11 protein-coding genes are annotated in these 11,494 nt (G+C 71.5%); 8 read left to right on the top strand and 3 right to left on the bottom strand.

Translation table 11 applies throughout. From position 1 onward, the window contains the following. Positions 1–201: 201 nt before the first annotated feature. The 6 genes from ACEN9J_RS22470 (at position 202) to ACEN9J_RS22445 (ending at position 5,272) form a co-directional block, all read left to right on the top strand. Positions 202–1,122, top strand: coding sequence for a LysR family transcriptional regulator (locus tag ACEN9J_RS22470; RefSeq protein ID WP_413762095.1), 921 nt, complete (start codon positions 202–204; stop codon positions 1,120–1,122). A gap of 183 nt (positions 1,123–1,305) precedes the next feature. Next, entirely contained in the window at positions 1,306–2,478 is a 1,173-nt protein-coding gene (locus ACEN9J_RS22465; protein ID WP_413762094.1) for an MlaE family ABC transporter permease, read from the top strand. Beyond that, positions 2,475–3,329, top strand: coding sequence for an ABC transporter ATP-binding protein (locus ACEN9J_RS22460; protein WP_413762093.1), 855 nt, complete (start codon positions 2,475–2,477; stop codon positions 3,327–3,329). Before ACEN9J_RS22465 ends, ACEN9J_RS22460 begins: the two co-directional genes overlap by 4 nt. Positions 3,330–3,332: 3 nt before the next feature. Then, positions 3,333–4,304, top strand: a complete 972-nt coding sequence (locus ACEN9J_RS22455; protein WP_413762092.1) for an MlaD family protein — start codon at positions 3,333–3,335, stop codon at positions 4,302–4,304. A 33-nt stretch (positions 4,305–4,337) separates the two neighbouring features. Next, positions 4,338–4,994, top strand: a complete 657-nt coding sequence (locus ACEN9J_RS22450) for an ABC-type transport auxiliary lipoprotein family protein (RefSeq protein ID WP_296732683.1) — start codon at positions 4,338–4,340, stop codon at positions 4,992–4,994. A gap of 56 nt (positions 4,995–5,050) precedes the next feature. After that, entirely contained in the window at positions 5,051–5,272 is a 222-nt protein-coding gene (locus ACEN9J_RS22445) for a hypothetical protein (RefSeq protein ID WP_057593185.1), read from the top strand. A 14-nt stretch (positions 5,273–5,286) separates the two neighbouring features. Here ACEN9J_RS22445 and ACEN9J_RS22440 read toward each other — a convergent pair whose 3' ends face one another. Genes ACEN9J_RS22440 through ACEN9J_RS22430 form a run of 3 tightly spaced genes read right to left on the bottom strand, consistent with a single transcriptional unit; the run spans position 5,287 to position 8,671 of the window. Further along, the gene (locus tag ACEN9J_RS22440) at positions 5,287–6,300 is read right to left on the bottom strand and encodes a hypothetical protein (protein ID WP_413762091.1); all 1,014 of its coding nucleotides are present in this window, start codon (positions 6,298–6,300) and stop codon (positions 5,287–5,289) included. Between the two features lie 2 nt (positions 6,301–6,302). After that, complete coding sequence (locus ACEN9J_RS22435) at positions 6,303–7,841, bottom strand: serine hydrolase domain-containing protein (RefSeq protein WP_413762090.1); 1,539 nt, start codon at positions 7,839–7,841, stop codon at positions 6,303–6,305. Next, positions 7,838–8,671, bottom strand: a complete 834-nt coding sequence (locus ACEN9J_RS22430; protein ID WP_057593182.1) for an IclR family transcriptional regulator — start codon at positions 8,669–8,671, stop codon at positions 7,838–7,840. The genes ACEN9J_RS22435 and ACEN9J_RS22430 overlap by 4 nt, the downstream gene beginning before the upstream one ends. A 119-nt stretch (positions 8,672–8,790) precedes the next feature. On the opposite strand from ACEN9J_RS22430, the gene ACEN9J_RS22425 reads away from it, so the two are divergent. Both ACEN9J_RS22425 and ACEN9J_RS22420 read left to right on the top strand, forming a co-directional pair. Further along, the gene (locus ACEN9J_RS22425; RefSeq protein ID WP_057593181.1) at positions 8,791–9,750 is read left to right on the top strand and encodes an MBL fold metallo-hydrolase; all 960 of its coding nucleotides are present in this window, start codon (positions 8,791–8,793) and stop codon (positions 9,748–9,750) included. A 59-nt stretch (positions 9,751–9,809) separates the two neighbouring features. After that, complete coding sequence (locus ACEN9J_RS22420) at positions 9,810–11,486, top strand: FAD-dependent oxidoreductase (RefSeq protein WP_413762089.1); 1,677 nt, start codon at positions 9,810–9,812, stop codon at positions 11,484–11,486. The last annotated feature ends 8 nt before the right edge of the window (positions 11,487–11,494 follow it).

The raw sequence follows: 11,494 nt of genomic DNA, 5'->3' as shown, positions 1-11,494 counted from the left end.
GCTCCGTCCACCCCTCCTGGGGATCACGGCGACTCTACGAAAGAAAGGTTTCAGCGAAAGCGGCATCGACCCGCCCCGGTGACGGCGAAAGATATTTCACGGACTGATGGATGCGGCGACTGCTCCATGGCCGTCATTGGGCCCAATCCACGAGGGGAAAGCCAATGAATTCGGTTCGCCCAGCGTATAAACCCACCTTATATGACTGCCGCCGCCCCGATGGACCTCCAGATCCTGCGCGCCTTCGTGCTGGCCGCGCGCGAAGGCAGCGTCTCGCGCGCCGCCGCCAGGCTGCACCTCACGCAGCCCGCCGTGAGCCTGCAACTCAAGCGCCTGGCGGAGGACACCGGCCTGCAACTGTTTACGCGCACGCCGCACGGGCTGGCGCTCACGGCCGACGGCGCGGCGCTGCTGCCGCAGGCCGAGCGCGTGCTGGCCGCGGTGGGCGACCTGCAGCAGGCGGCGCGCAACCTGCAGTCGACGGTGCGCGGCGCGCTGCGCATCGGCACCATCCTCGACCCCGAATTCACGCGCCTGGGCATGTTCCTGCGCGAGCTGGTCGAGTCGGCGCCGCAGATCGAGACCGAGCTGCGCCACGGCATGAGCGGCACGGTGCTGGCGCAGGTGCTGCGCGGCGAGCTCGACGTGGGCTTCCATCTCGATGCGGACGGCGATGCGGACGGCGATGCGGACGGCGGCGATGCCGCGCTGGCCGCGCGCACCCTCACGCGCTTCACCTACCGCGTGGTCGCGCCGGCCGGCTGGGGACCTCAGGTGACGGGGCGCGACTGGAAGGCGCTGGCGGCGCTGCCCTGGCTCGCGACGCCGCCCGAATCGGCGCACCACCGGCTGCTCGAGCGCGTGTTCGGGCCGCTGGGCCTGGCGCCGCGCCGCGTGGCGCTGGTCGACCAGGAGGCCTCGATGCTCGACCTGCTGAAGTCGGGCGTGGGCCTGAGCCTCTTGCGCGACTCGATCGCGATCCGCGAGAGCCAGGCCCACGGGCTGGTGCTGGCCGACCGGGTGCAGCTCGACTGCGCGCTGCGCTTCGTGTCGCTGGCGGCGCGGCGCAACGAGCCGGTGATCGCGAGTGCCTGGGACGCGCTGACGCGCGCCTGGAGCTGAGCCTCCAAAAGGTTTCACGAAAAGTTAAGAAAGGCCTCAGGAAAAACGGCGTGCTTCCCTACGTAATCCAGGGTTCGGTCGCACATGGCGCCCCGGGGCCTACGGTTAGGATGCGCGCTGCATTTTGAAACCTTTGGTTCGTTTCGCTCCTCCTTCCTCCTCTTCCCACCCGCCCCCCGGACCATGCCCTCCACCACGACGCCTGCCGACAGCCCCGCTGCAGCCGACGTCGGCGCGAGCCCCCGCATCGAGTCGCGCGAACAGGACGGCCGGCGCTGGATCGTGGCGAGCGGCCGCTGGACCACGCTGGCGATGTCCTCGGCCGCCGACTGGCAGGCGCTCGCGAAGAGCCTGGACGCGCTGCCCAGGCAGGACGATGCGGCCTGGGACCTGCGCCCGATCGCGCAGCTCGACCACATCGGCGCGCAGTTGCTGTGGGAGCGCTGGCGCCACGACTGGCCGGCCATGCTCGAGCTGGCGCCGCGGCACAAGGCGGTGCTCGACCAGGTGGCGCAATACACGGTCGGCACGCCCGAGGAACCGGCCAGGACGCTGACCGAGCGGCTGCGCGACTTCTCGCACAACGGCCCGCGCGCGATGGGCGTGGTGCGCGACTTCGTCGGGCTGATCGGCCAGCTCACGATCGACGTCGGCAAGCTGCTGGCGGCGCCGCACCGCGGGCCCTGGCGCGACTTCTCGGGCCACCTCTACCAGTTCGGCGCGACGGCGCTGCACATCACGGCGCTGGTCGGGCTGCTGATCGGCGTGGTGCTGGCCTACCTGATCTCGCAGCAGCTGCGCCAGTACGGCGCCGAGACCTTCGTGGTCAACATCCTCGGCCTGTCGCTGGTGCGCGAGCTCGGCCCGGTGCTCGCGGCGGTGCTGATCGCGGGCCGCTCGGGCTCGGCGATCACGGCGCAGATCGGCGTGATGCGCGTGACCGAGGAGCTCGACGCGATGCGCGTGATGGGCATCCCGCACGGCTTCCGGCTGGTGATGCCGCGCGTGCTGGCGCTCGCCATCGCGATGCCGCTGATCAGCCTGTGGACCTCGATGGCGGCGCTCCTGGGCGGCATGCTCGCGGCCGACGCGGCGCTCGACATCTCGCCGGCCTATTTCCTCTCGGCGCTGCCGCGCGCGGTGCCGATCGCCAACCTCTGGCTGGCCACCGCCAAGTCGGCGGTGTTCGGCATCCTGATCGCGCTGATCGGCTGCTACTTCGGCATGAAGGTCAAGCCCAACACCGAGAGCCTGGGGCGCGGCACCACCTCGTCGGTCGTGACCTCGATCACCGCGGTGATCCTGGTCGACGCCCTGTTCGCCGTGCTGTTCAAGGGCATCGGGTTCCGCGGATGAACGCGCAGGCCACGCCTTCCACCGCCGCGCCCGAGACCGTGGTCGACATCCGCCGGCTGTGGACCGTGTTCAGGAACACCGACGGCGAGCAGGTGGTGCACCGCGACCTCGACCTGCGCATCGCGCGCGGCGAGGTGCTGTCGCTGGTCGGCGGCTCGGGCACCGGCAAGACGGTGCTGCTGCGCCAGATCCTCGGCCTGGAGAAGCCCTCGAAGGGCACGGTCGAGGTGCTGGGCCAGGCGCCCGGCGAACTCAGCGCGGCGGGCGCGGCCAACGTCGGCATGCTGTTCCAGCACGGCGCGCTGTTCTCGGCCTTCAGCGTGCTCGAGAACATCGCCTTTCCGCTGCGCGAGCTCAAGCTGCTGCCCGACGAGCTGATCCGCAACGCGGCGCTGGTCAAGCTGCAGATGGTGGGCCTGGAGCCGCGCCATGCGAACCGCAGCCCGGCCGACCTGTCGGGCGGCATGATCAAGCGCGTGGCGCTGGCGCGCGCGCTGATCATGGATCCGCCGCTGCTGCTGCTCGACGAACCCACGGCCGGCCTCGACCCCGAGGCCTCCGACAGCTTCTGCGACCTGCTGCGCGGGCTGCACCGCGAGCTCGGCCTCACGGTGGTGATGGTCACGCACGACCTCGACACGCTGTTCGACCTCAGCACCCGCATCGCGGTGCTGGCCGACCAGAAGGTCATCGTGAGCGGTACCGCGCGCGAGGTGATCGCCTACCCGCATCCCTTCATCCACGAGTACTTTCTCGGTGGGCGCGGCCAGCGCGCCCTGGAGGCGCTGCACGACAAACCCGCCCCCGAATCACATGCGCCGCGGCCCGGGGCCGGCGGCGCCGAAAGGTAGTCCATGGAAAACAAGGCCCATGCCCTCGCCGCCGGAGCCTTCGTGCTCGGCCTGCTCGCCGTGCTCGTGGGACTGGTGGTCTGGTTCACGCGCGACAGCACCGTGCGCAACACCTACGAGCTCTCCACGCGCGACCCGGTCAGCGGCCTGCAGCCGCAGGCGATGGTGCGCTACCGCGGCATCGCGGTCGGCAAGGTCACGCTGATCGACTTCGACCCCAAGGTGAAGGGCAACGTGCGCGTGCGCATCACGGTCGACGAACGCGTGCCGCTGACCACCTCGAGCTTCGCCACGCTGAGCTACCAGGGCGTGACCGGCCTGGCCTTCATCGCGCTGGACGACAAGGGCGAATCGAACGTGGCGCTCAAGCCCGACAACGGCGACCCGCCGCGCATCCCGCTCAAGCCCTCGATGCTGGCCCAGCTGCAGGACCGCGGCGAGGCGATCATCAACCAGGTCGAGGAGGTGACCAAGCGCGCCAACCGCCTGCTCAACGACGACAACCAGAAGCGCGTGGCCGATGCGCTCGAGAACATCGCGGCCGCGACCTCGAGCGCCAACCAGCTGATGCAGCGCCTCGACGGCACCGTGAAGACCGGCGTCGCCCCCGTGCTGCAGCGGCTGCCCGACACGCTCGATTCGGTGAAGAAGGCCGCGGGCGACGTCTCGCGCGTGGCGAACAACTTCAACGGCACCGTGACCCGGCTCAATGCGCCCGACGGCCCGGTGCAGCGCCTGGGCGACGGCACCAAGGCGCTGGCGCAGGCGGTCGATTCCTTCAACGCCGCCACGCTGCCGCGCGTGAACCGCGTGGCCGACGACACCTCGCACGCGGTGCGCCGGCTCGGCCGCGCGGCCGACAGCATCAACGACAACCCGCAATCGCTGCTGTTCGGCAACGGCGGCGCGGCGGCCGGACCGGGCGAGCCGGGCTTTTCGCCGCCGCCCGCCTCGGGCAACGGCGCCCGGCCCTGAGGCACCGGCATCCACGATGGCAGGACAACGACCATGAAGAACGCCACGCATCCCCTTCTCGGCCTTGGCCTCGCGCTGCTGCTGGCCGGCTGCGGCGCGCTGCCCGACAAGCCCCAGCGCGCCACGCTCTACGACTTCGGTCCCGGGCCGATGGCGGCGCAGCAGGCGAGCAGCGCACCGACGGCGCAGACCATGATCGCGCTGCCCGAGATCGAGGCCAGTCCACGGCTCGACGGCACGCAGATCCTCTACCGCCTCGGCTATGCCGACGCCAACGAACTCAAGCCCTACGGCCAGTCGCGCTGGAGCCTGTCGCCCGCGCAGCTGCTGCGCCAGCGGCTGCGCGACACGCTGGCCGAGCGCCGCACCGTGCTCGGCCCCGAGGAGAGCGCGACCATCGCGCGCGCCGAGGGCCGCGTGCCCGACACGCTGCGTCTCTCGCTCGACGAGTTCAGCCACTACTTCGATTCGCCCACCGCCAGCGTGGGCCTGGTGCGGCTGCGCGTCACGCTCGTGCGCGGCGGCACCGGCGGCGACCGCGTGCTGGGCCAGAAGCTGATCACCGTGCGCCGGCCCGCGCCGAGCGCCGACGCACCGGGCGGCGTGAAGGCGCTGGCCGCGGCCAGCGACGCGGCGATCGCCGAGATCGTGCAGTGGGTGGACCAGCAGCAACAGCAGCAGCCGCGGTAGTAAGCTGCCGCCAGCCGCGGCACACCGCATCGGCCCACGGACGGAGGACACCCACCATGAACGCCACCCGCATCGTCGGCATCATCCTGATCGTCGCCGGCATCGCCGGGCTCGGTCTCGGCGGCTTCAGCTTCACGCGCGAGACGCACCAGGCCAAGCTCGGGCCGATCGAGCTGTCGGTCAAGGAGAAGCAGACCGTGAACTTCCCGGCCTGGGCCGGCGTCGCGGCGATCGTGGTGGGCGGCGTGCTGGTGCTGTTCGGCGGCCGCAAGGGCTGAACGGCCTCGCGGCCTCAGCCCCCGCGCGGCGCGGCCAGCTTCTCCTTCACCGCCTGCACCATGCGGTCGCCCAGCACCAGCTGCCCCTGCATCGAGATGTGGGTGTCGTTGGGCATGTAGAAGTCGCGCATCGCGGTCTTCTGCTGCTGAGCGAAGGCGTACAGGTCGGGGCCGAGGCCGGCCTCGCCGAAGGCCTTCACGAAGTCCCGCGAATGCGCGGGCTTGAGATAGGTGGTGGTCTTGTCGGGCACGATCATCCAGAGGATCGGCACCGTGCCGCGCGCCTTGCCGAAGGCCTGCAGCTGCGCCGCGTGCGCGGCCGTGAGTTCGCGGCTGGCCTCGTCCTGGCCCAGGAACAGCGCCATCTCGCAGCGCCGGTTGCTGAACAGCGCGCAGCCGTCGGGCACCGCATGCGCGCGCGTCTGCTGGTCGCAGCCGCTGCGCTTCTTGCCTTCGACGGCCGCGCGCGTGCAGCGCTGCGTGAGGAAGCCGGCGTAGAGCTGGCCCTCCCAGTTGAGCGCGAAGCCCGGCACGCTGTCGAGCGGCGGCGACGGCACCTCGGGATTCGCCGCCAGCGGCTTCTTCATTTCGCGGCAGGCCTGCGAGCGCTCGAGCCGGAAATCGACCAGCCGCTCCACGCTCTCGACGATCACCAGCTTGCCGCGAAAGCCGCCGGCCGCGAGCCAGCCGTCGAAGTCGTCGCACAGCGTCTCGTCGATGCCCTGCCAGTAGGTGGTGGCGACGCCGTATCCGGCCTTCGCGAGCTGCGACTGCCAGCGGTGCGTGGCCGAGAAGCTGTCGCCGATCACCAGGATGTCGGCCTGCTCGAGCGGCACGCCGCGCAGCAGCGCGGGGTCGACGTGCGGCGGGTCGATGCGCCAGCCGAAGTCGTGGTCGGAGATGCGCCCGATGCGCGCGAGGTCGCCGTAGGGCGCGGGCGTGAAGAGGGTCTGCAGCAGCAGCCCGACGAGCACGGCATAGCCGATGCCGAAGATCCAGAGCCAGAGCCTGGCGAAGGAAGCGTTCATGGTCATGGCGCGGGCTCCCCGCGCATTTCGGCCTGGAAGCCGTAGGAGTTGGAAAAGACGAGGTCGATGCCCTCGGCGCCATCTTCGCGCAGCCGCAGCAGGTAGCGGGTGCGCAGCGGTTCGCCGAGGATGCGCGCCTCCACGTCGAAGCTGCGCGCATCGCTCCAGCGGCCCCGCGTGGCGACCACCGGCATCGGGCCGCCCGCGGGGCTGGTGCGGAACAGGCCGTCGAGGCCGATCGGCGCGGTGAAGCGCTCGTCGGCGCCGCCGGGGCGGCGCGCGGCGGTCACGACCTCGTAGCGCGGGTTCGCGGGATCGAGCTCGAGCCGCAGGCTGCGCAGCCCGATCGGATTGGCACCGAAGCGCCAGGTGCGGCCCGCGAGGCGCTGCGCCGCCTCGGGCACCGGGCCGGCCTCGGAGGGCTTCTCGGCCGTGGCCTTCGCCACCGCGGCCTCGAGCGCGGCCTGGGCCGCGGCATCGTCGGCGACGGCGCCGCCGGCCTTGACCGACCGCAGGATGCGCTCGATCAGCAGAGGCACCGGCGCCGCGCGCGTGCTCGTGAACACCGCCACCGCGTCGGCCTCGGGCAGCACCACGATGCCCTGGCCGTTGTGGCCCATGGCCATGTAGACGCGGCGCGCGGGCAGGGTCCACCAGCCGTTGGCATAGAAGAAACCCGGCGTGCCGAGGTCCTTCATCTCGACCGTGGCCGCGAGGTTCTTCGCAACCCACGCGGCCGGCACGAGCTGGCGGTCTTCCCAGCGGCCGCCGCGCAGGTAGAGCTGGCCGATCTTCGCCATGTCGCGCGGCTGCAGCGCGAGGCCGAAGCCGCCCACGGGCAGGCCCTGCGGGTCCTGGCGCCAGCGCAGGTCGGCGATGCCCAGCGGCTTGAACAGGCGCTCGGTGGCATAGGCCTGCAGGTCGCCGCCGGTGCGCCGCGCGAGCAGGGCCGACAGCAGCTGCGAGTTGCCGCTGTTGTAGTTGAAGCCGGCGCCGGGCGCCTGCGCCATCGGGCGGCCGCGCACGTAGGCGGCCCAGTCGCGCGCACGCTCCATCTCGATCAGCGAGACCGGCTTGCCGCGGTCGTTGAGCGGCTCGGTCCAGTCGATGCCCGAGGTCATGTCGAGCAGGTGCGCGACCGTGACCGCGCTGCGCTGGGGATCGGTGGCGCCGTCGAACACCGGGTCGTCGAGGCGCAGCCGGCCGTCCTCGATGGCGATGCCCGCGAGCGTGCCCACCACGGCCTTGGTGACCGAGTTGACCGCATGGCGCAGGCCGGGGCGGAACGGCGCGTAGTAGGCCTCTACCACGATGCGGCCGTGGCGCACCACCAGCAGGCTGTCGAGCTGGTGGGTGGCGCCGAGTTCGACCAGCCGCGCGAGCTCGGCCGGGTCCATGCCCTGCGAGGCGGGCGTGGCGACGGTCCAGCCGGCGGTGGGCCAGGGGCCGTCGTCGGCCGCGGCGGCACCACCCGCGAAGGCGAGGGAGACGGACAGCGAGAGGGCCTGGAGGCCCGCGGCCACGGCATTCGACGCGTTCATCGGCGGCTCGCCCCCAGCCGTTGCGACACCGCGTCGGCGCAGCCCTTGAGCGCGGTGCCGATGGCGCCGTCCCAGGTCGTGTCGAAGATGCCGGCCGGGCCGATGGCGGTGATCGCGAGCACGATCGCGCCCGTGTGGTCGAACACCGGCGCGGCCATGGCGCTCACGCCCTCGATCACCTCGCCGTCGGAACGGCTGATGCCGTGCGCGCGCACCTCCTGCAACTGGCGCTCGAAATCGGCCCACGAGGGCAGCGGCTGCACCGGCGGCATGCCGGCCGGCGGCGCGGGCTCGGCCTTGCGCTGCTTCTGGCGCAGGCGCTCGGCCTCGAGCAGTTCGCGCACGCGCTCGGCGTCGAGGTAGGCCGCGAACACCCGGCCCGAGGCCGTGTTGGTCAGCGAGAACACCGTGCCGTGGCGCATGTTGACGTGCACCGGCGAGGGCGATTCGGCCGTGCGCACGATGGTCGCGCCGCGCGCGCCCCAGACCGCCAGCGCGATGGTGTGGCCGGTCTGCTGCGCGAGCTGGGCGATGGCCGGCGTGGCGATGTGCACCGGGTCGGCCTGCTGCAGGCTGATCAGGCCCAGTTGCAGCGCCAGCGGGCCGAGCAGATAGTGGCCGCTCGCGCGGTCCTGCTCGATCAGCCCCAGCCGGCCGAAGCTCACCATGTAGGGATGGGCCTTGGCGGGCGTCATGTCGGCCTCGCGCGCCAGGTCCTTGAGCGCCATCGGCCGGCCGTGGTGCACCAGCGCGCGCAGCAGCTGGCCGCCGACCTCGATGCTCTGGATGCCGCGCTGGGCGCGGTCGGCGTCAGGTTGTGCTTCGTTCATGGAGTGGGGATTAGACATGAAGCGATTCGCGGCTTACACTCGCGGAAATTCGTTAACCGCAAATTCGTTCGATTTAGACGAATTCACGATCCACCCACTCACTCCACCGGAGACACACGATGAGCCAAGCCAAGAAATTCGCCAGCCAGGCCGACATGGAAGAGAAGAAGGTCACCTTCAGCCAGATCTCGGAGCACGCCTGGGCCTACACCGCCGAGGGCGACCCGAACACCGGCATCGTGATCGGCGACGACTGCGTGCTGGTGGCCGACACCCAGGCCACGCCCGCGATGGCGGCCGACGTGGTGCGCCGCATCCGCGAGGTGACCGACAAGCCGATCAAGTACGTGGTGCTCACCCACTACCACGCGGTGCGCGTGCTGGGCGCGGCCGGCTACGGTGCCGAGCACATCCTGGCGAGCCAGGACACGCGCGACCTGATCGTCGAGCGCGGCGAGCAGGACAAGGCCAGCGAGATCGGCCGCTTCCCGCGCCTGTTCCAGAACGTCGAGACCGTGCCGCCGGGCCTGACCTGGCCCACCATGACCTTCACCGGCAAGATGACCCTGTGGCTCGGCAAGCTCGAGGTGCAGCTGCTGCAGCTCGGCCGCGGCCACACCAAGGGCGACACCGTGGTCTGGCTGCCGCAGGAACGCGCGCTGCTCTCGGGCGACCTGGTCGAGTTCGGCGCCACGCCGTACGCGGGCGACGCCTATTTCAAGGACTGGCCGCAGACGCTGGACAACGTCGCCGCCCTCAAGCCCGCCGCGCTGGTGCCGGGCCGCGGCGCCGCGCTGACCACGCCCGAGGCCGTGGCCGAGGGCCTGACGGGCACGCGCGACTTCATCGCCGACGTCTACGCCAGCGTGCAGGAAGGCGTGAAGGCCGGGCGCGACCTGAACGCGGTCTACAAGGACACCTACGAGAAGCTCAAGCCCAAGTACAGCCAGTGGGTGATCTTCGACCACTGCATGCCGTTCGACGTGAGCCGCGCCTACGACGAGGCCTCGGGCCATGTCGACCCGCGCGTGTGGACCGCCGAGCGCGACGTGGAGATGTGGAAGGCGCTCGAAGGCTGAGACGGGCGCTCCCTCCCCGCCGAGGGAGCGGCAGGACAGAAGAGACGGAGACAACGGACGTGAACGCACTCGCCACCGAAGCCGCGCAGGTCGACTACCAGAGCCTGCGCTTCGACTACCGCCGCCACCCCGACCAGGACGCGGCCCCGCCCGCGCGCCACCCGGTGGTGGTGGTCGGCGCCGGCCCCGTGGGCCTGGCGCTGGCCATCGACCTCGCGCTGCGCCAGGTGCCGGTGGTGCTGCTCGACAACGACAACACCCTGTCGACCGGATCGCGCGCGATCTGCTTCGCCAAGCGCACGCTCGAGGTCTTCGACCGGCTGGGCTGCGGCGACCGCATGGTCGACAAGGGCGTGTCGTGGAACATCGGCAAGGTCTACTTCCACGACGAGCAGGTCTACCGCTTCGACCTGCTGCCCGAGCCCGGCCACGAGCGCCCGGCCTTCATCAACCTGCAGCAGTACTACGTCGAGGGCTACCTGGCCGAGCGCGCGGCGCAGCTGCCGCTGATCGACATCCGCTGGAACAACAAGGTCACCGGCATCGCGCAGGACGCCGAGGGCGCGACGCTGACCGTGGAAACGCCCGAGGGCGAGTACCGGCTGGCCGCCGACTACGTGAGCGCCTGCGACGGCTCGCGCTCGAACCTGCGCCAGCTGCTGGGCCAGGAATCGAAGGGCCGCGTGTTCCGCGACCGCTTCCTGATCGCCGACATCACGATGGACGCGCAGCTGCCGACCGAGCGCCGCTTCTGGTTCGACCCGCCCTTCCATCCGGGCCAGAGCGTGCTGCTGCACAAGCAGGCCGACGGCATGTGGCGCATCGACTTCCAGCTCGGCTGGGAGGCCGACCCGGTGGAGGAGCGCAAGCCCGAGCGCATCGTGCCGCGCGTGCGCGCGCTGCTCGACAGCATCGGCCACGCGGGCGTGCAGTTCGAGATCGGCTGGGCCAGCGTCTACACCTTCGCCTGCCAGCGCATGGACAGCTTCCGCCACGGCCGCGTGCTGTTCGCGGGCGACTCGGCGCACGGCGTGTCGCCGTTCGGCGCGCGCGGCGCCAACTCGGGCGTGCAGGACGCCGACAACCTGGCCTGGAAACTGGCCGCCGTGGTGCGCGGCGAGGCCCCCGACGCGCTGCTCGACAGCTATGCCGGCGAACGAGAGTACGCGGCCGATGAGAACATCCGCAACTCCACGCGCGCCACCGACTTCATCACGCCCAAGAGCGAGGTCAGCCGGCTGTTCCGCGACGCGGTGCTGGCGCTGACGCGGCGGCACGCCTTCGCGCGCACGCTGGTCAACAGCGGCCGGCTGTCGGTGCCCTCGGTGCTGCGCGGCTCGCCGCTCAACACGCCCGACGTGGAAGGCGACGGCTTCGCGGGCGCGATGGTGCCGGGCGCGGCCGCGGCCGACGCGCCGGTGGCGCTCGCCGATGGCGGCAGCGGCTGGCTGCTGCGCGAGCTCGGCCGCGCGCACGGCTTCACGGCGCTGGTGTTCGGCGATGCCGACGACGCGGCGGTCGCGCGGAGCCTGCGCGCCATCGAGGCCGCGGCGCTGCCGCTGCGCACCGTGCGCGTGCCCGCGGGCGAAGCGAGCGAACTGGCCGTGCGGCGCTACGATGCGCGGCCCGGCACCGTCTACCTGCTGCGCCCCGACCAGCATGTGAGCGCGCGCTGGCGCGCGCCATCGTCCGCGCAGATCCGCGCGGCCTTCGACCGCGCGCTCGGCAAGGCCTGAGACCACAC

Source organism: Variovorax sp. Varisp41 (assembly GCF_047325085.1).
Classification (GTDB): domain Bacteria; phylum Pseudomonadota; class Gammaproteobacteria; order Burkholderiales; family Burkholderiaceae_C; genus Variovorax.
The sequence above is the reverse complement of the archived record's forward strand: the minus strand, read 5'-3'. Positions and strand labels throughout refer to the sequence as shown.

Excerpts from the sequence above, each read along its gene's own strand:
- ACEN9J_RS22440 (WP_413762091.1), bottom strand. The coding sequence starts at position 6,300 with ATGAACGCTTCCTTCGCCAGGCTCTGGCTCTGGATCTTCGGCATCGGC.
- ACEN9J_RS22435 (WP_413762090.1), bottom strand. The coding sequence starts at position 7,841 with ATGAACGCGTCGAATGCCGTGGCCGCGGGCCTCCAGGCCCTCTCGCTG.
- ACEN9J_RS22465 (WP_413762094.1), top strand. The coding sequence starts at position 1,306 with ATGCCCTCCACCACGACGCCTGCCGACAGCCCCGCTGCAGCCGACGTC.
- ACEN9J_RS22450 (WP_296732683.1), top strand. The coding sequence starts at position 4,338 with ATGAAGAACGCCACGCATCCCCTTCTCGGCCTTGGCCTCGCGCTGCTG.
- ACEN9J_RS22460 (WP_413762093.1), top strand. The coding sequence starts at position 2,475 with ATGAACGCGCAGGCCACGCCTTCCACCGCCGCGCCCGAGACCGTGGTC.
- ACEN9J_RS22470 (WP_413762095.1), top strand. The coding sequence starts at position 202 with ATGACTGCCGCCGCCCCGATGGACCTCCAGATCCTGCGCGCCTTCGTG.
- ACEN9J_RS22430 (WP_057593182.1), bottom strand. The coding sequence starts at position 8,671 with ATGAACGAAGCACAACCTGACGCCGACCGCGCCCAGCGCGGCATCCAG.
- ACEN9J_RS22445 (WP_057593185.1), top strand. The coding sequence starts at position 5,051 with ATGAACGCCACCCGCATCGTCGGCATCATCCTGATCGTCGCCGGCATC.
- ACEN9J_RS22425 (WP_057593181.1), top strand. The coding sequence starts at position 8,791 with ATGAGCCAAGCCAAGAAATTCGCCAGCCAGGCCGACATGGAAGAGAAG.
- ACEN9J_RS22455 (WP_413762092.1), top strand. The coding sequence starts at position 3,333 with ATGGAAAACAAGGCCCATGCCCTCGCCGCCGGAGCCTTCGTGCTCGGC.